At 67.9% G+C, this 24,980-nt stretch carries 19 protein-coding genes; 9 read left to right on the top strand and 10 right to left on the bottom strand.

Translation table 11 applies throughout. The features are described 5' to 3' along the window. Nucleotides 1–2: 2 nt before the first annotated feature. The 5 genes from CUJ89_RS27730 to CUJ89_RS27705 form a co-directional block, all read right to left on the bottom strand. Nucleotides 3–3,146 carry an efflux RND transporter permease subunit gene (locus tag CUJ89_RS27730; RefSeq protein ID WP_114180510.1) on the bottom strand — a complete coding sequence of 1,048 codons (3,144 nt, stop codon included), beginning with the start codon at nucleotides 3,144–3,146 and terminating at the stop codon, nucleotides 3–5. 20 nt (nucleotides 3,147–3,166) lie between these two features. Next, nucleotides 3,167–4,324, bottom strand: coding sequence for an efflux RND transporter periplasmic adaptor subunit (locus CUJ89_RS27725; protein ID WP_114180509.1), 1,158 nt, complete (start codon nucleotides 4,322–4,324; stop codon nucleotides 3,167–3,169). A gap of 431 nt (nucleotides 4,325–4,755) precedes the next feature. Next, on the bottom strand, nucleotides 4,756–6,243 hold the full coding sequence (locus CUJ89_RS27715; RefSeq protein WP_114180508.1) for an efflux transporter outer membrane subunit: 1,488 nt from the start codon (nucleotides 6,241–6,243) through the stop codon (nucleotides 4,756–4,758). 13 nt (nucleotides 6,244–6,256) lie between these two features. After that, complete coding sequence (locus CUJ89_RS27710; RefSeq protein ID WP_114180507.1) at nucleotides 6,257–7,843, bottom strand: MDR family MFS transporter; 1,587 nt, start codon at nucleotides 7,841–7,843, stop codon at nucleotides 6,257–6,259. Continuing rightward, on the bottom strand, nucleotides 7,836–8,954 hold the full coding sequence (locus CUJ89_RS27705; RefSeq protein WP_114180506.1) for an HlyD family secretion protein: 1,119 nt from the start codon (nucleotides 8,952–8,954) through the stop codon (nucleotides 7,836–7,838). The genes CUJ89_RS27710 and CUJ89_RS27705 overlap by 8 nt, the downstream gene beginning before the upstream one ends. A gap of 92 nt (nucleotides 8,955–9,046) precedes the next feature. Here CUJ89_RS27705 and CUJ89_RS27700 point away from each other — a divergent pair, with 92 nt between their 5' ends. Continuing rightward, nucleotides 9,047–9,853: a CerR family C-terminal domain-containing protein gene (locus CUJ89_RS27700; RefSeq protein WP_114180505.1), complete on the top strand. Its 807-nt coding sequence runs from the start codon at nucleotides 9,047–9,049 to the stop codon at nucleotides 9,851–9,853. Between the two features lie 27 nt (nucleotides 9,854–9,880). Here CUJ89_RS27700 and CUJ89_RS27695 read toward each other — a convergent pair whose 3' ends face one another. The 3 genes from CUJ89_RS27695 to CUJ89_RS27685 form a co-directional block, all read right to left on the bottom strand. Continuing rightward, complete coding sequence (locus tag CUJ89_RS27695) at nucleotides 9,881–12,325, bottom strand: mechanosensitive ion channel family protein (RefSeq protein ID WP_114180504.1); 2,445 nt, start codon at nucleotides 12,323–12,325, stop codon at nucleotides 9,881–9,883. Nucleotides 12,326–12,660: 335 nt separating this feature from the next. Next, entirely contained in the window at nucleotides 12,661–13,620 is a 960-nt protein-coding gene (locus CUJ89_RS27690; protein WP_114180503.1) for an LLM class oxidoreductase, read from the bottom strand. 122 nt (nucleotides 13,621–13,742) lie between these two features. Then, nucleotides 13,743–14,474, bottom strand: a complete 732-nt coding sequence (locus CUJ89_RS27685; protein ID WP_114180502.1) for a GNAT family N-acetyltransferase — start codon at nucleotides 14,472–14,474, stop codon at nucleotides 13,743–13,745. Nucleotides 14,475–15,522: 1,048 nt separating this feature from the next. On the opposite strand from CUJ89_RS27685, the gene CUJ89_RS27675 reads away from it, so the two are divergent. The 4 genes from CUJ89_RS27675 (at nucleotide 15,523) to CUJ89_RS27660 (ending at nucleotide 19,112) form a co-directional block, all read left to right on the top strand. Further along, complete coding sequence (locus tag CUJ89_RS27675; RefSeq protein ID WP_114180501.1) at nucleotides 15,523–16,419, top strand: NAD-dependent protein deacetylase; 897 nt, start codon at nucleotides 15,523–15,525, stop codon at nucleotides 16,417–16,419. Next, on the top strand, nucleotides 16,416–17,057 hold the full coding sequence (locus tag CUJ89_RS27670) for a DUF938 domain-containing protein (protein WP_114180500.1): 642 nt from the start codon (nucleotides 16,416–16,418) through the stop codon (nucleotides 17,055–17,057). Before CUJ89_RS27675 ends, CUJ89_RS27670 begins: the two co-directional genes overlap by 4 nt. 97 nt (nucleotides 17,058–17,154) lie before the next feature. Further along, nucleotides 17,155–18,567 carry an NADP-dependent phosphogluconate dehydrogenase gene (gene gndA, locus CUJ89_RS27665; RefSeq protein WP_114180499.1) on the top strand — a complete coding sequence of 471 codons (1,413 nt, stop codon included), beginning with the start codon at nucleotides 17,155–17,157 and terminating at the stop codon, nucleotides 18,565–18,567. A 200-nt stretch (nucleotides 18,568–18,767) separates the two neighbouring features. Continuing rightward, nucleotides 18,768–19,112, top strand: coding sequence for a DUF4148 domain-containing protein (locus tag CUJ89_RS27660; RefSeq protein ID WP_114180498.1), 345 nt, complete (start codon nucleotides 18,768–18,770; stop codon nucleotides 19,110–19,112). 112 nt (nucleotides 19,113–19,224) lie between these two features. Here CUJ89_RS27660 and CUJ89_RS27655 read toward each other — a convergent pair whose 3' ends face one another. After that, nucleotides 19,225–19,545, bottom strand: coding sequence for a hypothetical protein (locus tag CUJ89_RS27655; RefSeq protein WP_114180497.1), 321 nt, complete (start codon nucleotides 19,543–19,545; stop codon nucleotides 19,225–19,227). 404 nt (nucleotides 19,546–19,949) lie between these two features. Between CUJ89_RS27655 and CUJ89_RS27650 the strand changes: the two genes are divergently transcribed. After that, entirely contained in the window at nucleotides 19,950–20,684 is a 735-nt protein-coding gene (locus tag CUJ89_RS27650; protein ID WP_114180496.1) for a peptidoglycan DD-metalloendopeptidase family protein, read from the top strand. 58 nt (nucleotides 20,685–20,742) lie between these two features. On the opposite strand, the gene CUJ89_RS27645 is transcribed toward CUJ89_RS27650, so the two are convergent. Then, the gene (locus tag CUJ89_RS27645; RefSeq protein WP_114181595.1) at nucleotides 20,743–21,381 is read right to left on the bottom strand and encodes a Pr6Pr family membrane protein; all 639 of its coding nucleotides are present in this window, start codon (nucleotides 21,379–21,381) and stop codon (nucleotides 20,743–20,745) included. A 219-nt stretch (nucleotides 21,382–21,600) separates the two neighbouring features. Between CUJ89_RS27645 and CUJ89_RS27640 the strand changes: the two genes are divergently transcribed. From CUJ89_RS27640 to CUJ89_RS27625, 3 genes are all read left to right on the top strand, one after another. Then, nucleotides 21,601–22,137, top strand: coding sequence for a cytochrome b (locus CUJ89_RS27640; RefSeq protein WP_114180495.1), 537 nt, complete (start codon nucleotides 21,601–21,603; stop codon nucleotides 22,135–22,137). Between the two features lie 156 nt (nucleotides 22,138–22,293). Then, nucleotides 22,294–22,662, top strand: coding sequence for a DUF2946 domain-containing protein (locus tag CUJ89_RS27635; protein ID WP_114180494.1), 369 nt, complete (start codon nucleotides 22,294–22,296; stop codon nucleotides 22,660–22,662). Nucleotides 22,663–22,745: 83 nt separating this feature from the next. Continuing rightward, nucleotides 22,746–24,878 (top strand): TonB-dependent copper receptor, encoded by a 2,133-nt coding sequence (locus CUJ89_RS27625; protein WP_114180493.1) that lies wholly within the window; start codon nucleotides 22,746–22,748, stop codon nucleotides 24,876–24,878. Nucleotides 24,879–24,980: the final 102 nt, after the last annotated feature.

Genomic DNA, 24,980 nt, shown 5'->3' with positions numbered 1-24,980 from the left:
CATCAACCTTCTTGTCCGTGAATCGGGGCGGCGGGCTGCTTGCGGGAGGCCCGCCATGCGCCGATGCGCTCCTGGATACTCATCACGAACACAAAGAAAACAGGAACGAAGAAAATGGCCAGCACCGTGGCAGCCACCATGCCGCCGAACACGCCGGTGCCGATCGCGTGCTGCGTTTCGGCGCTCGCGCCGGTCGCGATCATCAGCGGCACCACGCCGAGGCCGAACGCAAGCGAGGTCATCAGGATCGGGCGCAGGCGCAGCTTCGACGATTGCACGGCTGCTTCGATGAGCCCCTTGCCTTCCTCGCGCAACTGCTTCGCGAACTCGACGATCAGGATCGCGTTCTTCGCGGACAGGCCGATCACGGTGATCATCCCGACCTTGAAGAACACGTCGTTCGGCAAGCCGCGCAGCAGCACCGCGCCGATCGCGCCGACCAGGCCGAGCGGCACCACCAGCATCACCGACAGCGGGATCGACCAGCTTTCATACAGCGCGGCGAGCACCAGGAACACGACGATCATCGACAGCACCATCAGCATCGGCGCTTGCGACGCCGACTGGCGTTCCTGCAGCGACTGGCCGGTCCACTCGACCGCGAAGCCCGGGGGCAGTTGCGCGGCAAGACGTTCCATCTCGATCATGGCGGCCCCGCTCGAGTAGCCGGGCGCGGCGGTGCCCGAGATGCGCGCGGACGGGTAGCCCTTGAAGCGCACCATCTGCAGCGGCGTCTCGGCCCACACGGGGCGGACCACTTCGGACAGCGGCACCATGCCGCCGCCCGTGTTGCGCACGTAGAGCTTCATCACGTTGTCGATCTGCATCCGCGACGGCGCGTCGGCCTGGATGATTACCTGCTGCATGCGGCCCGCGTTCGGGAAGTCGTTCACGTAGGTCGAGCCCATCGCGGCCGACAGCGTGTCGCTGATGCTCGCGAACGACACGCCGAGCGCTTCGGCTTTCTGCCGATCGATTTCCAGACGGATGCTGGTGCCCGGCGGCAGGCTGTCCGGGTAGACGCCGGTGACGATCTTGCTTTGCGCCGCGAGTTCGAGCAGCTTCGTTTCGGCGGCCTTGAGCGCCGCGGTGCCCTGGTTCGCGCGATCCTGCAGTCGCATCGTGAAGCCCGAGCTGTTGCCTAGTTCGTCGATCGCGGGCGGCATCAAGCTCATCACCATCCCCTCGGTCACGCCGGACATCGCCTGTTGTGCACGCATCGATTCGTCATAGGCGGTCGCGCCGTTGCGCGCGTCCCAGTCCTTCAACACGCTGAAGTTCAGCGCCGCGTTCGGCCCCGATCCGGAGAAGCCGTAGCCGATCACCGAGACGTTCGACTTGATCGACGGCCGCGACTCGAGATGCTTCTCGAGCGTCTTGACGACGTCGATCGTGCGTTCGGTCGTCGAATCCGCGGGCATCAGGAAGCTGGTGATGAAGTAGCCCTGGTCTTCCTCGGGCAGGAACGACGACGGCAGCGTGCGGAACCCGATCACGAGCGCGCCGCAGATCGCGACGAACAGCAGCATGACGCGGCCCGTGCGGCCGACCAGCCGGCCGACGCGGGTTTCGTACCATTGCGTCAGGCGATCGAAGCGGCGGTTGAACCAGCCGAAGAAGCCGCGCTTCTCGTGATGGCCGGGTTCGAGCGGCTTGAGCATCGTTGCGCACAGGGCGGGCGTCAGCGTCAGCGCGAGCAGCGCCGAGAACAGGATCGAGACCGCCATCGACAGCGTGAACTGCTGGTAGATCACGCCGACCGAGCCGCTCGCGAGCCCCATCGGAATGAACACGGCGGTCAGCACCAGCGTGATGCCGATGATCGCGCCGGTGATCTCCTTCATCGCCTTGATCGTCGCCTCCTTCGGCGACAGGCCTTCCTCCGCCATCAGGCGCTCGACGTTCTCGACGACCACGATGGCATCGTCGACGATGATGCCGATCGCGAGCACCATGCCGAACATGGTCAGCACGTTGATCGAGAAGCCGGTCGCCAGCATCACCGTGAAGGTGCCGAGCAGCGCCACCGGCGCGACGATGGCCGGAATCAGCGTGTAGCGGACGTTCTGCAGAAACAGGTACATCACGAGGAACACCAGCACCATGGCTTCGAGCAGCGTGTGCAGCACCTTCTCGATCGAGATCTTGACGAACGGTGAGGTGTCGAACGGAATCGAGTAGCTCATGCCGGACGGCATCGACTTGCTCAGTTCCGCGAGGCGCGTGCGCAGCGCGTCGGCGGTCTTGACCGCATTCGCGCCCGACGACAGTTGCACGGCCGCGAAGGTCGCGGGCTTGCCGCCCTGGCGGCTCAGGTAGGTGTAGGACTGCGAGCCCAGTTCGACGCGCGCGACGTCGCCCAGCACGACCTTCGAGCCGTTGGCGTTGGCGCGCAGCACGATTGCGGCGAACTGCTCGGGTGTCGTCAACTGGCCCTGGGCGGTCAGCGGCACGGTGACCCGCTGGCCCGGCAGCGCCGGCGACGCGCCGAGGCTGCCCGGCGAGATCTGCACGTTCTGCTGCGCGACCGCGGCGGTCAGGTCGGTCATCGACAGGCCATAGGTGATCAGCTTGTTCGGATCGACCCAGATGCGCATCGCGCGCTCGGAACCGAACAACTGCACGCGCCCGACCCCTTCGGTTCGCCGCAGTTCCTCGACGATGTTGCGCGCCATGTAGTCGCTGAGTTCGGCTTCGCTGAAGCGGCCGTTGGCGGACTGGAGGCTGACGAACATCAGGAAGCCGGACGACGCCGATTCAACGATCAGGCCGTTCTGGCGCACCGCAGATGGCAGGCGCGGCTCGACGGCCTTGATCTTGTTCTGCACGTCGACCTGCGCGAGCGCCGGGTCCGTGCCGGGCTTGAAGGTCACGGTGATCTGCGCCATGCCGGAGGTGTCGGCCGACGACTCGAAGTAGAGCAGGTTCTTGACGCCCGACAGTTCCCGCTCGATGAGGCTCAGCACCCCGTCGCTCATGGTCTGGGGCGTCGCACCCGGATAGGTGGCGTAGATCGTGACGGACGGCGGCGCGACCGTCGGATAGCGTGCGATCGGCAGTTGCGGGATCGCGATCAGCCCCATCAGGATGATGAAGAGGGCGATCACCCACGCGAACACCGGACGCCGGATAAAGAATTGAGCCATGATGCAGTGGTCCCCTCGATTCAGCGCGCAGCCGCGGTCGTTGCCGCGTCAGGCGACTTCCAGTCGGTCGCGGTCACGGCCGCGCCGTCGGTCAGGCGCTCCATCCCTTCGACGACGACCTTCTGGCCGGCCTGCAGGCCGGACTGGATGCGGTAGCTGCGGTTCGTCAGCTCGCCCACCTCGACGGCCTTCAGATGCGCATGCCCCTTTGCGTCGAGCACCCACACCTGCGGTTTGCCGTCTGCGCGCACGACCGCCTGCTGCGGTACCGTCAGCGCGTTCGCGTAGTGCGCACGCGGAATGCGGGCACGCACGTACATCCCCGGCAGCAACTGGCGCTTCGGGTTGTCGACCAGCACGCGCAGCAGCACGTCGCCGGTGCCCGGGTCGACGTTGACGCCCGAGAACAGCATGCGGCCCTTCACGTCGTAGCGCGTGTCGTCGCCGCGCAGCACGTCGACCGGCAGGCCGTTGCCCGAGGCTTCCGGCTGTGCCGCGAGTGCGCCGCGCAGCGATTCGAGCGATGCAGCCGGCTGGCGCACGTCCACGTAGACCTGGTCGATCTGCTGGATCCGCGCCATCGGCTGGCTGTCGCTGCTCGACACCAGCGCACCTTCGGTCACGAGCGCCTGGTCGATGCGGCCGGCGATCGGCGCTTCCACGGTTGCGAATTTCAGGTCGAGCTGGCGGCGCGCGAGCGTCGCGCGGGCCTGTGCGACGTCGGCGGCGGCCTGGTCGCGTTGCGACACGGCGTCGTCGTATACCTGGCGGCTGATCGCATCGGCCTCGACGAGCGGCTTGAAGCGCACCGTCTGCACCTTCGCGCGCTCGAGCGCGGCCTGCGCGCGCTGCAGCGACGCGGCGGCCGTGTCCATTTCGGCCTTGAACGGCGCCGGATTGATCTGGAACAGCGGCTGGCCCATGCGTACTTCGGTGCCTTGCTCGAACAGCCGGCGCTGCACGATGCCGCTGACCTGCGGCCGGATCTCGGCGACCCGCACGGCCGCGACGCGGCCCGGCAGGTCTTCGCTCACGTCGAGGCGCGAGGCTGCCAGGGTCATCGCCGCAACCGGGGTGGCCGGTGCGGCGGCCTGCTGTTCGGCGGGCCCGCAACCCGCCAGCATTGCCGCCACCAGCGCGCAGACGGCGCCGTAGCAGCATCGTTTTTGATTCTTCATAGCGACTCCAGGAAGCGCAGGCAGCCCACTGCCTGCTTTGACGGGTCGGAGTCTGCGTTGGATAGTTGGCGTCTTTTATGCGGAAAGATGGAGATTCGATGGAGCGGGCGAAAGGCGCGGAAATGCGGGTGTCGGCGGTCCTCGCAATGCTCGGACGAATGGGCGCGGCGCTGTATTCCCGCTCGATGCGCGCGACGGATCGTGCCGGTTCGTCAAGACCGAGCCGGCGGGGCGGGAGTGGACGCTGCTGAGTGCCGTGCGCGGCGAAAACCTCGAAATGATGCGGCTCGCGCCTTTCTTCGCGCGGTACGGGATCGAACATCCAGACCCGGAGCGGATCGCCTTCTATCGACTGCTCGACGAGTTCTTCTGAATCCGCAGGTGTTCGCGGGCGGCACGCGCGATCGTTTCCTTGTACCGCGCAGGCACCATCAACCTGCGTTCGCCTGCCACCCGAGCCCGAGGCTCTTCTGCAGCGATACGTAGTCCTTGATCAGCTCGGCTTGCCCGGCGATCACGTTCTGCTGCGCGGACAGCGCTTCGCGTTGCGTATCGAGCAGGTCGATCATCGATGCGACGCCCGCGCGATAGCGCTCGTCCATCAACGAACGGGAATGCACGGCCGACGTCTGCACCTTCGTCAATGCGACGACGTGCTCGCGCTGGTGCCCGTAGCGCTGCAATGCCGTGTTCGCGTCCTGCAACGCGCCGAGCACCGCCTTCTGATAGTTCGCTTGCGCTTCGTCGCGCGACGCTTCGGCCGCGCGCACCGCGCCGCGTGTGCGCCCGAAGTCGAGAATGTTCCATTGCAGGTATGGCGCACCGACCCACGTGAAGTTCTGCTTGCGGAACAGATGGCCCGGGTCCGTCGCGCTGAAGCCGAGATCGCCGAGCAGGGTCACCTTCGGGAAATAGTCGGCGACATGCTCGCCGATCTGCGCATTGCTCGACGCGAACCGGCGTTCGGCCGCGCGAATGTCGGGGCGCTGCTTCAGCAGCGCGGCCGGATCGCCGATCGCGACGCTGCCCGGCAGCGTCGGCAGCGGCGCGTCCGGTGCCGACAGCACCGCGTCGAGCGCACCCGGCGCGCGGCCCGTCAGGATCGCGAGCCGGTCGAGCGATTCCGTCACTTGCGCGTCGAGAGGGATCAGCGACGCACGCGTGGTTTCGACCTGCGTCGTCAGGCGTTCGATGTCCACATCGGCCGCGACGCCGCGCGCGCGGCGCTGCTGCGTGAGTTCGAGCATGGTCTGCTGCAACCGGGCGGTGCGTTGCGACAGTGCAAAACGCTGCTGCTGGTCGCGCAGGTCGACATACGCGTTCGCGACTTCGGCCGCGATCGACACCTGCGTATCGGCGAGATCGGCGTCGACCGCTTCCGCCTGGGCGGACGCGGCTTCGACCGCGCGGCGCGTGCCGCCGAACAGGTCGATTTCCCAGGTCGCGTCGAAGCCTGCCGAATAGAGCTGCAACGGCCCCGAGCCGCCCAGCGACGGGGACGTGCCGCTCGACGGGTTCGAACCGTTCGACGGCAGCAGCGAACCGAGCGCGCTGACGTCCGGCTCGCGCATGCGGATTGCCGCGACGGTGGCCAACGATTTCGGCAGCTGGGCCGCGCGCTGTTGCGAGAGCTGCGCGCGCGATGCGCGCAATCGTGCCTGCGCGGCGTGCAGATCGGGGTTGTGCGCGAGCGCGGCGGCGATCAGCTCGTCGAGCTGGCGATCGTTCAGCGCGTGCCACCACGCGCTCGGCGCGGGTGCGCCGGTGTCGATGCCGGATGCCGGCGCGCGCACGAAGGTCGGTGCATCCGGCGCGGCGGGCGCGCCGCGGTAGTCGGGGCCGACCGTGCAGCCGGCGAGCAGGCACGCGGTCGCGCACAGCGTGAGCGCAGGGCGGCGGGGCAGGGAGAAGGGTTTCATTGCGTAAGACGGTTCAATGGCCGGACGACATCGGCTGCGGCCCGCGCGGCGTTCTCAGCAGAAGCGCGAGCGGCACGCAGGCGAGCAGTGCGAGGCCCAGCAGATAAAAGGTTTCGGAATAGGTCATCACGACGGCCTGGATCTGGATCTGCTGCGCCAGCTGGCCGAGCGCGCGCATGTTCGAATACGCGAGGTCACCGGTGTGCGCGAACCAGTTGGCCGCATAGGCCGACAGCCGGTCCTGCCCGATCAGCGAATTCGCGGTCACCGATTCGCGGAGCGCGGCCGTATGGAAGGTCGTGCGCCGGTCGATCACGGTGCCGATGATCGCGAGCCCGATCGAGCCGCCGAGATTGCGGGCCATGTTGTAGAGCCCGGCTGCATCGCCCGAGTCCTCGCGCGCGACGGCCGCCATCGACGCCTGGTTGAGCGGCATCATCGCGAGCATCTGCGCGACGCCGCGGATCAGTTGCGACCACACGAAGTCGTGGCCGACGCTCTGCGCGGTCAGGCTGATGTCGAGCATGCAGCTCAGGCAGAACAGCAGCAGCCCCGAGATCACGAGGATGCGGAAATCGACCTTGCCGAGCAGGCGCGGCAGGATCGGCATCACGAGAAAGGCCGGCAGCCCCGACAGCAGCATGATCGCGCCGGCCTGTTCCGCGTTGTAGCCGGCGACGATCGCGAGGAACTGCGGCAGCAGGTAGGACACGCCGTACAGCCCGGCGCCGACCGCGGACACGATCACGATCACGCTCGCGTAGCGCGGGTTGCGCATCAGCGACAGCCGCATGATCGGCCGCTTCGCGAAGCGCTGCGACAGTGCGATCAGGATCATCCCGGCGAGCGACACGACGCTCAGCGTGACGATCATCTGCGATTCGAACCAGCGTTCGCGCTGGCCTTCCTCGAGCACGACGGTGAGCGAGCTCAACCCGATCGCGAGGCCGGCGATCCCGAGCCAGTCCGCGTTGAAGAACGCGCGCCATTGCGGGCGGTCCGACGGCAGCCCGAACACCAGCAACGCCATCAGCAGCAGGCACACGGGCAGGTTCAGGAAGAAGCACCAGCTCCAGTTCACGTTCTCGGCGAGCCAGCCGCCGAGCACCGGGCCGAACAGCGGACCGAGCAGCACGATCAGGCCGAACAGCGTCATCCCGACCGGCAACTGCGACAGCGGCAGCCGCGTGCGGATGATGGTCTGCGCGGTCGGGATCAGCGCACCGCCGGTGAAGCCCTGGCCGATCCGGCCGGCGATCATCATCGGGAGCGAATGCGACCAGCCGCACATCATCGAGAACGCGATGAAGAGTGCGGAGTTCGTCAGCAGGAAATTGCGCAGCCCGAACACGCGCGTGAGCCACGCGGCGAGCGGGATCATCACGATTTCCGACATCAGGTAGCCGGTCGAGATCCACGTGCCTTCGGTGCCCGTCGCGCCGATTTCGCCCTGGATCTGCGGCAGCGCGGAGTTCGTGATCGAGATGTCGAGCGTCGCCATCAGCGCGCCGAGCGCGCCGGCCGCGACCGCGATCCAGTCGGTCACGCTCGCGCGGCCTTCGTGCGGCGGCGCGGGCATCGTGGCGGGGGTATCAGCCATGGCGCGTCTCGTCGCGGGCCGAACGCGTATCGACATCGACCGTCACCGACAGCCCCGGCAGCAGCATGCGTTGCGCGCGAGCGTTCGCGGCGAGGCGGATGCGCACCGGCACGCGCTGGACGATCTTCGTGAAGTTGCCGGTCGCGTTCTCCGGCGGCAGCAGCGCGAACTGCGCGCCCGTGCCGGGCGCGAAGCTGTCGACGACGCCGGACAGCGTGCCGTCCGGCAGCGCGTCGACATGCAGTGCGACGGGCTGGCCGATGCGCATCTGGCCGATCTGCGTTTCCTTGAAGTTCGCGACGAGGTAGATCGAGTCGACCGGCACGACGGTCAGCAGGCGCGTGCCGGGCTGCACGTACTGGCCGACGCGCACCGTGCGATCGCCGACGCGGCCGCTGAGCGTGCTGCGCACGATCGTGTTGTCGAGATCGAGTTGCGCCTGCGCGGCGCTGGCCTGCGCGGCCTCGAGTTGCGCGCGCGCCTGCTGGCGCTGCGCGGTGAACGACGCGATCTGCGTGCGTGCGGCGGCAATCGACGCGTTGTTCGCGGCGAGCGTCGCGAGCGCCTGATCGCGCGTGCTCTTCAGGTCGGCGACGCGTTCGTGCGTTTCGGCGCCGGTCGCCGCGAGCGGCGCATAGCGTGCGTATTCGTCGCTCGCGTGCCGTGCGTTGATCTGCGACACCTTCGCCTGCGCGTCGGCCTGTTCGAGATTCGCGTGCTGCTGGCTGATGTCGGCTTCGGCGCGCGCGATATCTGCGCGGCGGGCGTCGACAGTCGCGAGCGATTGCGCGAGCGCGACCTTGTACTGGCGGACGTCGAGCCGCACGAGCGGATCGCCGGCTTTCACGGCCTGGTTGTCGCGCACATAGACGTCGGTCACGTAGCCGGCGACTTTCGGCGCGGCGGTCATGCTGTCCGCCTGCAGGTACGCGTCGTTGGTGCTTTCGATGAAGCGGCCGACCGTCCACCAGCGGCCGAGCCAGACGGCGCCGCCGATTGCCGCGAGCACGGCGGCGACGAGCAGGATACGTCGTTTCGATCGGGTGGTTCGCGGCGTTGTTTCGGTTTTCTGACGATCTGCTTTCTGTGGCGGGGCTTGCGTCGTCGACATGCGGGTATCCAATTTATTCCAAGTGGAAGAATTATTCCAGTTGATAAAATTGTGTCAAGTAGAATGTCGGTCGATCGAATGACGAGGAAGGCATGAACGAAGCGAAGAAGCTGCGCCGTACGTCGGCGGGCGGCTACGCGCGCGGCGACGAAACGCGCCAGCGGATCATCGAGGCGGCGATCGAGCTGTTCGGCGAGCGCGGGTTCGCGGGCGCATCGACGCGCGAGATCGCCGCGATGGCCGGCGTGAATGCCCCGGCGCTCCAGTACTACTTCGAGAACAAGGAAGGCGTTTACCGCGCGTGCGTGGAGACGATCGCCGAACATGGCTGGGAGGTGTTCGCGCCGGCGGTCGGCCATGCGTGGGCGATGCTCGATGCGGACGCGGACGTCGACGTGCTGATCGACGCGTTCATCGGGCTGCTGCGCGCGCTGTCGGACCGGATGTTCACGGCGCCTAAGACGATGAACCAGCGGATGTTCTTCGTGCGCGAGCAGGGCGGCCAGGAGCCGGCGAGCGCGAGCGAAATCCTGATGAAGCGCATGCGCAAGCCGCTCAACGACGTGAGCGCCGAACTGATCGGCCGCATCTCGGGGCGGCCGGCCGACGATCCCGTCACGCTATTGCGCGCGCTGAGCCTGTTCGGGCAGCTCACGGTGTTCCACATCGCGCAGCGTTCTGCGCTGCAGTTGCTCGAATGGGACGCGTTCGACGGCGAGCGTGCCGTGCTGCTGATCGAGACGATCGCCGACCAGACGCGCGTGCTGCTCGAGCAATGGCACGTGCAACGCGATGCGTTTGACGTCGGCGCTGAAGCTGGTGCGAAGCGAGGGGCGAAACGCAAGGCGACGCCCGTAGCGAAAAGCGCTCGGCGCGTGAAAAAAACCGCTGCGCGTTGAGCGCGGCGCGTCGTCAGCGCCGGCCGGTCAGCCCGGCTTGCGCTGCGGTTCGCCGGGCGACGGCGGCCGGGCAGCCGTTTCGGCGGCATTGCCGTTACTGTCTTGGCTGTCGCTTTCGCCGTTGCCGACAGGCCGCGATCCATTCGCGTATGCGACGAGGCTGCGCTGCGGATTGGCGATCCGGATGCCGCGTTCGCGGAACGTCTCCGCGATCCGCCGGTTGAATTCACGCTGCACGCTCCAGCGCGTCGAGTCCGTGCACTGTATTTGCCCCGCCAGCGCGAGCGCCGCGCCGTCGACCTGGTCGACGCCCCAGTAGCTGAAGTCCGACAGGATGCCGTCGTGATACTTCGGATCGTCGCGCAACGCGGCGCCGATTTCCTTCAGCGTCGAGATCGCGCGATCGAGGTCCTCGCCGTAAGCGATGCTGACCTTGACGGCTGCGTTGCCGAGCCCGCGATTCGTGTTGTTGACGGTCGTCACCGAACTGAACGGGATCGTGTACAGCGACCCGTCGCCCGCGCGCAGCCGCACGGTGCGGATCGACAGGTATTCGACCGTGCCCGACACGCCGGCGAGCGTGACCCAGTCGCCCACCTGCATCGCGTTTTCCATCAGCAGGAAGATCCCGGTGATGAAATCCTGCACGAGCTTCTGCGAGCCGAAGCCGAGCGCGACGCCGAAGATGCTGGCGCCGGCAAGGAGCGGCCCGATGTTCACGCCAAGCTCGCTGAGGCCCGTCAGCACGACGACGAGCGCGATCATCACGAACAGCAGCGAGCGCAGCATCGGCAGCAGCGTTCGCAAGCGCGCCGCGCGCACGAGATTGCCTTCGTGCGTCCATCGCTGCAGGCGGCGTTCGATTGCGATGTTCGCGGCTTCCCAGACGACGAGCGCGACGATGGCCGCGATCGCGATCGTCACCAGCGCCGATGCGAGCCGGTGGCCGATCGTGCCGGTCTCGAACGCGCGGAAGATCGGCACGCCCCAGATCTGCAGCAGCAGCACGACGGTCACGATGCCGATCGCGCCTGACACGATCTGGCGCAGCAGCGGGTAGTAGCGGTAGGCGTGCAGATGGACGAGCGTGCGGTCTTCGTCGCGGCCCTGGAACAGCCGCGCAAGCGCACCGAACACGACGATCGACACCATCCGCATGGCGATCATCACGGCGATCGAGCGGCCGCCGAGCGAGATCAGCACGCGGTAGCCATTGTGGACGTCGAGCGCCCACACGAACCACAGCGCCATCACGATGAATACCGAGACGGGCGCCCATGCGTCCGCGAGCGCGTTGCCGGCCACCGCGAAGGTCGGGCGGTCCGCGCCGGCTGCGCGGATCCGCGCGGCGACCGGCCGGCGGCACTGGAGGATCAGAACCGAGATCATCACGTGCCCGACGAGCGCGACGGCTTTCAGCAGCGCGACATGGCCGGCCTCGCTGAGGCCGAAGTTCGCGGCAATCTCGACTGCCGCCGTGCAGGCGCCGACCACGATCACGATCCGCGTGATCGAGCGTTGCGCGAAGTCGGCCCATGCATCGCTGATATGCAGCAACCGCAATTGCCGCGCGTCGGGCTGGAAGAACAGCCGGCTGACGATCGTGACGAGCCGGCAGATCAGGTAGATGTCGATCAGCGCTTCGAGCGCGGCTTCGATCGGTGAGCCTGCATCGCCGATTACCGACATCGTCAGGCTCGCGACACCGACGAACACGAGCAGCGGCACCGCGCGCAGCGCGAGACTGACGAGCGCGCGCGGCATCCGGTGCAGCAGCGTGGTGTGGCGCCGCGCGTGGCCGTGGTCTTGCGATGAGGCTGGCGCGGCGTCGGGCGGGTCGGACGTGTCCGGCGGCGGCGCGTTGTCGTCGTCGGGTGTGACGGAATCGGGCGCGGTGCGGCGCGACGTGTCGGCGCGCCGTGCGGCCACCGCGGCCAGCGCGCGCCGCAGCAGCCGCTTCGCGAACCATTCGACGAGGAGCGCGGGCACGAGCACGGCGATGATGATCCAGATCGCATGCGTGAGATCCGCGCGCTCGTCGGCGCGCACCAGCCTGTCATGCCACCAGCTTCCCACCGAGCCGACATCGAGCAGTGAGCGCAGCGATTCCTTCAGCGCGCCGCCGATTTCGGTGGTCCAGCGCGACCCCTGGCGGACGAGCATCGACGCGAGCCCGTTCGACGTGAGTGCGGTCGGGGCCGCGGCAGCCGACGCGCCGCTTGCTGCGGCCGCTTCGCTTGCGGCGATTGCAGGCGCGCTCAACGCGCCGACGGCCGCGATCGCGCGCAGCGTCGTTTCGACCTGAGCGCGATCGCGCGGGTTTTCGAGCACGTCGAGTGCCTGCTGGGCCTGTTGCGGCGTCAGCGCGGGCGCGGTGCCGGAGGCGGCCGACGCAGCGGCCGGTGCGGGAGCGGCCGCGTGGGCGGCCGAGACGATGGCTGCAAGCAGCCATCCGAGGAGGAAATGTCGCATGAGTAGGCATGCGGGCGCGCATTGGCGCGCGGCCCGCCGGGCTGAACGATGGACGGAAGTTAACATGATCGCGATCGGAACCGAATAGTTCCGTCGACTAATATTCGAATCGGGCATACGCGAGGCGGCACGGGCGTTTGCGGCCCGTTCGCGTACGCATGTATCTGACGCAGACTGGAGGCAGTCCGGTAGATGGGCATGTCGTTGTTGTCGGGTCGTAAGGTACTTGTAACGCCTGCTTGCCGGCGATGGCGAGCGGCGCGTCGTTACGTGAGCGTTCGCTCGCTCATGAGCGACGGACGCATCGCATCAGATGGATTCGGATTCCTGACGAGTCACGCTTGCCCATCGTGAAAAACCGGCAGCACGTGCTCGGCGATTTCTTCGATGACCGCGCGCACGGGCCGGTCCGATCCCGGATTCAGCGTGACGTGATGCGTGCCCGCCGCGCGCATGTCGCGCAGGATGTCGACCAATGCGCGGCGCCCGGTTGCATAGCCGAGCGGCAACGCCGTGGCCGGCGCATCGGGATGCGTGGCGAGGTCGAGCCGCATCGACACGCCGAACGCGCGAAAGTCCGGCGACGCGAGCCGGTCGACCGCCGCGCGCCACATCGAATAGCGTGCGCGCTGCGTGTCCGGATCGCGGTGGTACGTCATCCAGCCGATCGAGTGCCGTGCGATCCAGTCGACGCTCTGTCCGCCCGAGCCGACCGCGAGTATCGGCACGGCGTCGTCGCCGCGCGGCAGCAGCGTGAATTCGGGCGCGTCGGGCGGCGCTGCGTCGGGCAGCACGCGTGACGGCACATCGAGTGCGGCTGCGACGACGTCCCAGTGCGCGCGGTACCGGTCGCGCCGCGTTTCCGCGTCGACGCCGAAGGCCGCATATTCGGGCGGCCGATCACCGGAGCCGAGCCCGAGGATGAAGCGTCCGCCCGACAGCGTCGCGACCGACAGCGCGCCTTTCGCGATATGCAGCGGATGACGCAGCGGCAGCACGATTGCGCCGCTGGCGAGTGCGATCCGGCGCGTGCGCGCCGCCAGTGCGCCGAGCAGCACCCACGGGTCGAGGTGGCCGACCGGGTCGGGATAATCGGCGCTGTTCAGCGGCACGTCGCGAATCCACAGCGCGCGAAAGCCGAGCGTATCGGCAAGCGCCGCGAGTTCGAGCTGTTCGTTGAAGTCGGCGACGATATCGCCGCTGCGAAGCAGCGGAAGCGTAAGGCCGATCGACAGCCGCCCGGCCGAAAAGATGCGATGCGCGACGTCGGGGCCGGCGGGGGCGGGCGTGGTCATGTCGAATCCTTGGAGGCGTTGCAAAGCGAACGCGCGCCGGTTCGTGCGCGCGCGGCGTTCTGTGTCCGAATGCTAACGTGTTTGCGCAACGAGGAAGAAGGCGGCATGCGCCGAACCCGGCGCTATGCGATCCGCAACGTCATGCCGCGCAGCGCGAGGCCGAGGCGGGACGCCACGCGTTGCGACGCGAGGTTGTCGCGGTCGGTGCTGTAGAACAGCGTGCGCGTTTGCAGCGACGGCAGCCGCGACCACGCGGCGGTGACGGCCGCCGCGAGGCCGCGCCCCCGAAACGCGGGGGCCGTCGCGAGACCCAGTTCGGCACCGATATCGGACAGCCGCGCGGCGAACGCGACCGACGCGACTTCTCCGTCGACGATGGCCGCGCACCACGGCGCCCACAGATCGGCAGCGCTTCGAAAACCCGTCGAGAACAGGCCTTCGGGCATCCCGTGCGCGGACAGCGATTGCAGCAGTTGCCGGCCTGCGTCGCTGTCGCCGTCGATCAGCGCGATGCGCGCGTCGGTGTCGAAACCGAGCGCGTGCGGCAGTGCGTAGACGAGGCCAACGTTCCAGTGCGGAACGGGCGCGAGCATCGCGAGATAGCGTTCGAGATGCACGGGCTGCATGCGGTTCGCAAACGGCGGTTCGCTGTCGGCCACGCGCGCCAGTTCGTCTGCAATGTGGTCGGGCACGTCGGCGCGTACGCCCGACAGGTTGCCGTCCGCGCATCCGCCGAGCCAGAAGCGCGGCCCGGGCGAGCAGTCGGGATCGTTCTCTCGTTCGATCCGGCGATCCGGGCGCAGCCGGAACAGCGTGCGGTAGTCGATATCTAGCCAGTCTTTTGCGTCGGACATGTGTCGAGTACGGGGTTCCGGTCAGGGGCGGGGAGCCGCGCGAAGGATGCAAGGCCAGGCGCGCGCGTTCGGTCATGCGTGCGCCGCCACTGTCGGGCGATTGTAAGTCGATCGGCGGCGGCGCGCAGATGCAACGCCGTGATGGCCGCCCGGGCCGTGCCCGAACTGCGCGATGGCAGGCCCGGCCGGCCGGCGTCGATCGGGCGGGTCATCGTCCGTGTTTCAGTTTCGAAACATTCGCGCTTCTTGCCGGTGCGCAATGCGCGTCGACGGCATTCGGAGGCCCGTGTGGCCTTGCGGCGCGACGCATGGTGCGCTCCTTGCATATCTGTACGAGCCGTGAGCGCGATCGCGGGTGCAGTCGGTCCGGCGATCGCTTCAGTGGGTCGGACGTATCGAAGACGGGGACAAGACAATGAAAAGAGACCGAATCGCAACGTATCGTGTTGCAAACATGAATCGCCGACCTGCCAGGGTATTCGCTTCGCCGTTGATCGCGGCGACGTGAGCGCGCGGCTTTCCGTTCCATCCGAGCAATCGGGTTCGTTCTGAACGACGACGTGCATGTGTGACGCACGAGGCCGACTGGAGCCAGTCGGCCGTCGGGGATGAGCCGCGAACGCATGCGGATGGCCCGGCCCGGATCCCGGATCGTCATTCCGCAGCGCGCAACGAGAGTCGTCGCGCGGCGTATTCGTTCGCGCGCCGTGCATGGCGTCGGCGCGACGGGCATGAACCGGATCGCACCGGAAAGCCGGCGGCGCAACGATGCGCGCGACATCGCGGAACACGCGTAGTCCAGGGGAAGCGTTCGCCGGCCGCAGCGTGGCGGACGCCGCAAAATCGTGCTGTCAGTTGATCCACTACCCCGATGGATCAATTGTTGAAGCGCCCATCGCCGAGCGGCGAATGGGCGTCTTTTTTTGTGCGCCGGTTTGTCACGCGGGCCTTCCGCCCGATCGCGCGGCGTTCTGTATCATGTGCTGGCGTGCCTGGCCGCCCGTGCGGGCGCACGGCCTGCCGGCGCGCCCGATCACGCGTTGCCAACATGAACGATAAAGCCTTGCACGACCCCTCATCCGCTGACGTCGATCCGGCCGCGCTCGATGCGCTGCACACGTTCGTCGAGCGTCATCCGCATCTGCTCGTGCTGACCGGTGCGGGCATCAGCACCGATTCCGGCATTCCCGGCTATCGCGACCGCAACGGCCAATGGATGCGCTCGCCGCCGATCCAGCTCCAGGAATTCCTCGGCTCCGATGCCGCGCGGCGACGCTACTGGGCGCGCAGCATGATCGGCTGGCCTGTCGTCGGCCGCGCGCAGCCGAACGGGTCGCACGTCGCGCTGGCGCGGCTCGGCGGCGCGGGCCGGATCGAGCGCCTCGTCACGCAGAACGTCGACGGCCTGCACCAGCGTGCGGGCAGCGGCGACGTGATCGAACTGCACGGCGGAATCAACGGCGTAACGTGCCTCGCGTGCGGCGCGCATCATGCGCGCGCGACGATCCAGGCCGTGCTCGAAGCCGACAATCCCGAACTGCTGGGCGCGCAGGCCGAGCCGGCCGCGGATGGCGACGCGCACCTCGAATGGGCCGCGCTCGATACGTTCCGCATCCCGGGGTGCCCCGCGTGCGGTGGCCTGCTGAAGCCGGCGGTCGTGTTCTTCGGCGAGAACGTGCCGCGCGAGCGCGTGGCGCTGGCCTCGCAGGCGCTCGATGCGGCCGATGCGCTGCTCGTCGTCGGCTCGTCGCTGATGGTGTATTCCGGCTACCGCTTCTGCGTGTGGGCGCAGGCGCAGCACAAGCCGGTCGCCGCGCTCAATCTCGGCCATACGCGCGCCGATCCGATGCTGACGCTGAAGGTCGAGGCGCGCTGCGCACCCGCGCTCGACGCGCTGACTGCGCGGCTGGGTCTCACGGGCCACGCACCGGAGCAGGCATCGTGACCGGCGCGACGCCTTCGCCCGATCCGTCCGCGCGACTGTCGGCGCCGGCGGCCGAACGCAATCGCGGGCCGATCCTCGACGTATTGCGCCGCGTGCTGCCGGCCAGCGGCAGCGTGCTCGAAATCGCGAGCGGCACGGGCCAGCACGTCGTCCACTTCGCGCAGGCGCTGCCGGGCCTGCGCTGGCAGCCGAGCGATCCCGATGCGCAGGCGCGGCGTTCGATCGCCGCGTGGATCGCGCATGCGGGCCTCGCGAACGTCGCCGGGCCGCTGGCGTTCGACGTGCGCGACGCGTCCTGGCCGGTCGACGCACTCGACGCGATCGTCTGCATCAACATGATTCATATCTCGCCGTGGGCCTGCACCGACGCGCTGTTCGCGGGCGCGTCGCGTCTGCTGCGGCCGGGCGGCGTGCTGTTTCTGTACGGCCCGTATCGTCGCGAGGGCCGGCATACGGCGCCGTCGAACGAAGCATTCGACCTGCAGTTGCGAAGCCGCGATCCGTCGTGGGGCGTGCGCGATCTCGAGGCCGTCGTCGCGCTCGGCCTCGATCGCGGGCTCGACTGCATCGAGGTCGTCGAGATGCCGGCGAACAACCTGAGCGTCGTGTTCCGGCGGCTTCCGCACGCGGAGCAATGACACGCAAGCGCGCATCGCTGCCGGGTTTCCACTATCCTTTCGCCTGTGCGCGCGGCCCGGGTCGGGTCGCGCCCCGTTTTTTCCGGAGAATTGACTAATGGGCAAACAAGCAATCGGTGTGATCGGGCTCGCGGTGATGGGTCGCAATCTCGCTCTCAATATCGAGAGCCGCGGTTACGCGGTGTCGGTGTACAACCGCAGCCGCGAGAAAACCGACGAACTGATCGCCGAATTCCCCGGCCGCAATCTGGTGCCGACCTTTACGCTCGAAGCGTTCGTCGCGTCGCTCGAAACGCCGCGCCGGATCCTGATGATGGTGAAGGCAGGCGAAGCGACCGATGCGACGATCGCATCGCTCAAGCCGCTGCTCGAGAAGGGCGACGTGCTGATCGACGGCGGCAATACGCACTTTACCGACACGATCCGCCGCAACCAGGAACTCGCGCAATCGGGCCTGCACTTCATCGGCACCGGCGTGTCGGGCGGCGAAGAGGGCGCGCTGCGCGGCCCGTCGATCATGCCCGGCGGCCAGCGCGACGCGTATGACCTCGTCGAGCCGATCCTCAAGCAGATCGCCGCGAAGGCGCCGTCGGACGGCGAGCCGTGCGTCGCGTACATGGGCCCGGACGGTGCGGGCCACTACGTGAAGATGGTCCACAACGGCATCGAGTACGGCGACATGCAACTGATCGCCGAAAGCTATTCGGTGCTGAAGGACGTCGCGGGCCTGACCAACGACGAACTCGGTGCGGTGTACACCGAATGGAACCAGGGCGAGCTCGACAGCTACCTGATCGAGATCACGTCGAAGATCTTCGGCAAGAAGGACGAAGAGACCGGCAAGCACCTCGTCGACGTGATCCTCGATCGCGCCGCGCAGAAGGGCACCGGCAAGTGGACCAGCCAGAACGCACTGGATCTCGGCGTGCCGCTGCCGCTCATCACCGAGTCCGTGTTCGCGCGCGTGCTGTCGTCGCTGAAGACCGAGCGCGTCGCGGCCAGCAAGATCCTGTCGGGCCCGGCCGCCGCGCCGTTCGACGGCGATCGCGCCGCGTTCGTCGAAGCGGTGCGCCGCGCGCTGTACCTGAGCAAGGTGATCTCGTACGCGCAGGGCTTCGCGCAACTGCGCACGGCGTCCGAAGAATACGGCTGGAACCTCGACCTCGGGACGATCGCGAAGATCTTCCGCGCGGGCTGCATCATCCGCGCGCGCTTCCTGCAGAAGATCACGGACGCGTACGCGAAGGATCCGGCGCTCGCGAACCTGCTGCTCGATCCGTACTTCAAGGACATCGCCGCGAACTACCAGGCGTCGCTGCGCGACGTCGTGGTCGCCGCGGTGAAGGCCGGCGTGCCGGTGCCGGCGTTCGCGTCGGCGGTCGCGTACTTCGACAGCTACCGTTCCGAGCGGCTGCCGGCGAACCTTGTGCAGGCGCAGCGCGACTTCTTCGGCGCGCACACGTTCGAGCGCACCGACAAGCCGGGCAGCTTCCACGCGAACTGGTCGTAACTCGCCCGCGAGGGCCGCATTGTTGCGAAAATCTATTCTTTGAGTAGGGTTTTTCTGTCCCGGATGCCGACATTGTTGGCTCCGGGGAAACAGTGTTTTCGTTCTTTCATGGTTTTCCCTAGGTGCTCCCGGGACTAAACTCTGTTCCATCGCTGCAGACATGGTGTGTGCGGCGGAGCAAAAAAATCCCGGAGGTAATCATGAAATCGCTGATCGCAACGTTCGCTGCAGCTGCTGTCCTCGCCGTTCCCGCCGTCTCGTTCGCCCAACAGAACGCACCCGTCACCCGTGCGCAGGTGAAGGCCGAGCTGGTCGCCGTGCAACAGGCCGGCTACAAGCTGGGCAGCGACCGTACGAACTACCCGGAAGGCATCCAGGCTGCTGAAGCCCGTGTGAACCCGCAACAGAACGTCGCCGCCGCCGACACGACCGGCTATGGCGCGCAACCGGCCGCCGCGCAGGAATCGGGCGTACCGGCCGCGGCAAAGACCGGCTGGCAAGTCAAGCGTATCGCTGACGGCGCACCGGTCTACAAGGGTCGTTAATGGCACGGCCGCCTTGGCGGCCAGATCCGACCCCCTGTAGTACAAACAGCCCGTCGTTCCGCCATGCGGAACGACGGGCTGTTTTCATTGGCGGCGCGTGACGCGCCGGCGGTCAGTGCAGCGGGCGCCTGCCGCGCCCGATATCCCGGAACAGCGCTTCGGCCGGTTCCAGCACCTGCAGCCACGTTTCGTCGTAGCCGCTCAGCGTGTCGAGCGCGTCGCGCAGCCGTTCGATGGCGAGGACCGGCAACTCGACGCTGTGGCGCGTGGCGCCCGTCAGGTGCGCGACGCTCGCCAGCTGGACGAGCGCATCGGCCGCTTCGGCGACGTCGGTCGCGAACAGCAGGTGCCGGTTGAGCAATTCGACCAGGCCGCTGGAACCGGCGAAATCGTCGGCGTTGAGCTGCACGGAAAGAAACGTCGCGTTGTTCATTGTCATGCTCCTCGTTGTCGTTGGATCGCGCTGCGCATCACCGAGTATAGGCGGCGATCGCGGCGGGGCGGTGACGGGGCCGACGCGGCCGGGGCGAATGCGGCAAGATCCGCCGGGCGGCCCGCGCGGCGCGGCTCGCAGGCCGCCGGCACACCCCTGCGGCGGCGCAAGATTGTTGCCGGATCAGGCGCCTGTCGCGGTCCTGACCGCGACAAATGGTATCTTTGCCGATCGGAACGATGTGCGAAAGGGGCCGGTGAGCCCGTTCGCGCCGACGTTCCGCTGTGGAAACTGACGGCCGCGAGAGCGGTCGGATACTGGTTGATCCGGCCGTACGGCCGGACATCGTGCGTCGCGCGCCGGAGGGCGGTGGGCGGCGCCACGACGCAAATCCGGGAGGACCCTTGAGAGAAAATATTCCCATCCATGACGCGCTGACGCGCTGGCTGCCGCAGGCGGCGCTCGTCGCCGCGGCCGTCGCGCTGTCGGGCTGTACGATGACGCCGTGGACCGACAACTGGCAGCCGGCGCGCCAGTCGACACCGATGTCGGCCGCAACGCCGGGCGTGATCGCCGGCTATTACCGCGTGAACCCGGGCGATACGCTCGCAGGCATCGCGGGCGCCTACGGGCAGCGCGTGCAGGACCTGGCCAGCTGGAATCACATGGCGCCTACCGATGCCGTGTCGCCTGGCCAGGTGCTGCGCGTCGCGCCGCCGCCCGCCGCGACGTCGCTCGGGCAGTCTCCCGCGGCGGCCGCGCAGCCGGGCTCGCTCGCATGGCCGGCCACGGGTGTCGTCGCGGCGCCGTTTACGGCCGGCAAGACGCGCGGCCTCGTAATCGCCGCATCCGGGCCCGACCATTCGGTGCGGGCCGCGGCGAACGGGCGCGTGGTTTATGCCGGGTCCGGCGTCAAGGCCTACGGCCCGCTCGTGATCCTGAAGCACGACAACGGGCTCATCACGGCCTACGGGCACAACGGCAAGCTGCTTGTCAACGAAGGCGACGCGGTGCGCCAGGGCCAGCCGGTCGCCGAGATGGGCACCGACGCGAGCGGCCGTTCGACGTTCGAGTTCGAAGTCCGCCAGAACGGCAAGGTCGTCGATCCGCTGAACTTCCTGCCGCGCAACGGCGGCTGACAACCCGCACCGCCACGTGTGCGCCGGGCGGCGCACACGCTCCCGCCTTCGTCCGCCTTCAACCTTCCTTGAGCGTCGCGGTGCCGGACTGTCTCGCGTGATTGCCGAGCCAGCGGATGCCCAGTGCGAGCGCCGCCGCGCCGAGCGCGATCAACGAGCACTGGATCGCGACCGGCAGGTAGCCGTGCGGCCGCGGATCGACGAACGGGTAGGGATACCAGTTCTCCAGCGCGCCGCGCACGAGCGTATAGCCGAGATAGACGACCGGAAAACCGAGCCACGCGAACGCGCTGCGCCGCGGGATCGGCGAGCGCGGCTCCACGTACAGCCAGTCGCACAGCATGACAACCGGCACGATCCGGTGCAGCACCCAGTTGTTGAACGCCGGTGTGATGTGGCGCAGCGCATCGAGCCGCGCGAGCAGGAGTTCGTACACGATCGCGGTGATCAGCACGTACAGCACGGCGGCGCCGCGCATCGATTCGTAGCGGGCCGAGCCGGGGCGCGCGATGCGCCAGAGCCCCGCGGCCAGCATCGCGGCCGCATAGAGGCTGCTCAGTTGCGTGAAGTAGCTGAGGAAGTTACCGAGATGAAAGTTCGGCAGGCGCCAGTAGTCGGCGACACTGTGCAGCGTGGTGGACACCGCGAGCAACGCGGCGGTCAGCCGGTAGGCCGCAACGAAGAACGCTTTGCTCATGATGCCCGCGCGCCGTCGCACCAAAGCTTCATCGTGCCACAGCCGTCCGGGCGCGCGATGCGGATTTTCCATATGCCGGCCACGCGCGTTGACGATTCGTCGGATATTTGAGCGCATCGCACAAAACCGGACGCCCGTGCGGCTACAATCGTGGCAGCTCTGCCGGGTGCCGGCCGGTTGCGGCATGCGCCCCTCCCCGCATACAACACGAGACCACGCATGAGAAACATCCTCGCGAAACAGACGCGCTACAGCTCGCCCGCGATCTTCTTCCACTGGGCCATCTTCCTGCTGGTGGCGCTGGCCTACCTGGCCATCGAGATCCGCGGGCCGAAAGGCAGCGACAGCCGTGTGTTTTGGATGAACGTGCACCTCACCGCGGGTACGTTCGTGCTCGTGCTGTCGGTGCTGCGCGTGCTGTGGCGGGTCGTCAGCCGCGTGCCGCAAGCCATTCCGCAGGCGGCGCTGCTGCGCTGGCTCTCGAAGCTCGCGCATGTCGCGCTCTACGTCTTCATCATCGCGCAGCCGCTGCTCGGCATCATGATGATCAACATGAGCGGCAAGCCGGTGTCGCTCGACTGGCTCGGCGTGTCGTTCACGCTGTTCGGCCCCGACAAGGCGCTGCAGCCGACGATCAAGGGAGCACACGAGCTGATCGGCAACGCGTTCTACTTCGTGATCGGCCTGCATGCGCTGGCCGCGCTCTACCATCATTTCGTCCGGCGCGACGACGTGCTGCGACGCATGGCGCCCTGATCGCCGCGCTCCGCAAGCGCACGGCAGGCGGGGGCGCATGGTTGTGTTGACAACCATGCGCCCCCGGTCCGTTTACCGTCATGTGCGGCTGGTCAGCGCGGCGAACATTCTGTAACATCTCGGCTGTTTTTACATTCCGCTTACTTGCCGCCGCGCATGCTGCACCGACATCGTCACCTGACCGCCTGGCTTGGCGTGCTCGCGATCTGGTTCGCGATCGCGGCGCCGCTGGTGTCGCAGTGGCGCATCGCACAGGCGGCCACGCCCGACGCGATCGTCTGCAGTGCAGAGCATGGCGCGCATCGGTCGCCCGACGCGGGCCGCATGCACGATCATGCGCTGCATCTCGATGCGTGCGGCTACTGCGGCTTCTTCGCACACAGTCCAGTGATCGGCGCGCCTGCCGCCGCGTCGTTCGGTTCCGTTTCCGTCGTTTCGGTTTCCGCCGCCGCGCCGCTTGCCGTCGCGGCGCGCGCCAACCGCTATCCGCGCGCGTATCCACGCGCACCGCCCGAGCGCGCCTGACGCGCTTTTTTCCGTTCTTTCCACCGCCGATATCCGTGCGGCCCGTCGCGGCCGCGTGGAGGGCGTCACTCGGGCTTTCGATCATGACCAATTTCCAGTTGCGTGCGCCGCGGGCGTCACGCAATGCCTGTGCGCGGCGCGTGCCGCGGATGCTGAAACTTACCGTTCCCGCGCTGGCTGCGGGCGCCATGGCGGCGAGCGCCGCCGCGGCCGAAACGGCGCGCGCGGCCGGCGCGCCTGCGGACGACGCGGCCCTGCTGCTGCCGCCCGTCGAGGTCGTCGCGTCGCCGCTGACGACGCCGCTCGTCGTCGTCACGGACCCGAAGGCACCGCGCCAGCCGCTGCCCGCCAGCGACGGCGCGGATTACCTGAAAACGATCCCCGGCTTCACGTCGATCCGCAGCGGCGGCACGAACGGCGACCCCGTGCTGCGCGGGATGTTCGGCTCGCGGCTGAACATCCTGGCGAACGGGATGCCGACGCTCGGCGCATGCCCGAACCGGATGGATGCGCCGACTTCGTACATCGCGCCGGAAAGCTATGACAAGGTCACCGTCGTGAAAGGGCCGCAGACCGTGCTGTACGGCCCCGGCGCGTCGGCCGGCACCGTGCTGTTCGAGCGCGTGACGCCGCGTTTCGAGCGTCCCGGCATGCGCTTCGACGGCAGTCTGGTCGGCGGGTCGTTCGGCCGCAACGACCAGAACATCGACGTGACGGCCGGCACGCCGGACGTCTATGGCCGCGTGACCGCGAACCACGCGCATTCGCAGGACTACAAGGACGGCAACGGCAACACCGTGCCGTCGCAGTGGGACAAGTGGAACGCCGATGCGGCGCTCGGCTGGACGCCCGACGACCACACGCGCGTCGAGCTGACCGCCGGCACCGGCGACGGCTATGCGCGCTACGCGGGCCGCGGGATGGACGGCGCGCAGTTCCGCCGCGAGACCTTCGGCCTGTCGTTCGACAAGCGGCATCTCGGCGACGTGCTCGACCGGATCGAGGCGCGCGTGTACTACAACGAAGCCGACCACGTGATGGATAACTATACGTTGCGGCAGCCCGACCCGACCAGCAGCATGCCGATGCGGATGGCGGCCGACGTGCGGCGCCGCACGTTCGGCGCGCGCGCGGCCGTGACGTTCCGTTTCGGCGACGCATTCAAGCTCGTGACGGGTGTCGACGCGCAATCGAACCGGCTCGATTCACGCTCCGCGATGGGGCGGCAGAACTATGGCGACCAGCCGTGGGATGCGCAGGCGACGATGTGGAACGCGGGCGCGTTCGGTGAGCTGACGTGGTATGCGAGCGACGTGTCGCGCGTGATCGGCGGCGCGCGCATCGACTATGCGAGCGCACGCGACAAGCGCGCGACGACGAGCGGCATGATGACGAGCAAGCCGAATTCGACCTTCGACGACGATCGAGCGCGCGTGCTGCCGAGCGGCTTCGTGCGCTACGAGCGCGATCTCGCGTCGCTGCCCGTCACGTGGTACGCGGGGATCGGCCATGCGGAGCGCTACCCCGACTACTGGGAGCTGTTCTCCGCGAAGCGCGGGCCGGCCGGTTCGGTCAACGCGTTCTCGGCGGTGCAGCCGGAAAAGACCACGCAGCTCGACATCGGCGCGCAATACAAGAGCGACCGGTTCGATGCGTGGGTGTCGGCATATGCGGGTTACGTGCAGGACTTCATCCTGTTCAACTACGCGGCCGGCATGATGGGCCCGACCACGCAGGCGACCAACGTCAACGCGCAGATCATGGGCGGCGAAGCAGGCGTGGCGTGGCGGCCGGTTGCGCCGCTGCGCGTCGAGACGTCGCTCGCGTATGCGTGGGGGCGCAACGTGGCGAGCGGCGACCCGCTGCCGCAGATGCCGCCGCTCGAGGCGCGCATCGGGCTCGAATACACGCGCGGCGCATGGTCGGCCGGCGGCCTGTGGCGGATCGTTGCGCCGCAGCATCGCTATGCACTGAATGAGGGCAACGTGGTCGGCAAGGACTTCGGCCCGAGCGCCGGATTCGGCGTGCTGTCGCTGCATACGCAATACAACGTCAGCAAGACCGTGCAGATCTCGGTCGGCGTCGACAACGTGCTGAACAAGGCCTACACCGAGCACCTGAACCTCGCCGGCAACGCGGGCTTCGGCTATCCGGCGAACGTGCCGGTGATGGAGCCGGGCCGTACCGCATGGCTGCGCGTGAGCGCGAAGCTATAGCGCGTGGCGCATGTGCGTTGCAGCATGCGCGTGCATGAACGCGGCCCCGCCCGAACGGGCGGGGCGCGTCAACCGATTAGAGAACCGTGTCTAGTCAGGGCG

The sequence above is a fragment of the Burkholderia pyrrocinia genome, assembly GCF_003330765.1.
In the GTDB taxonomy this organism is placed as follows: Bacteria; Pseudomonadota; Gammaproteobacteria; order Burkholderiales; family Burkholderiaceae; genus Burkholderia; species Burkholderia pyrrocinia_B.
Note: the sequence above shows the minus strand (reverse complement) of the source record. Positions and strands in the feature narration are given on the sequence as shown.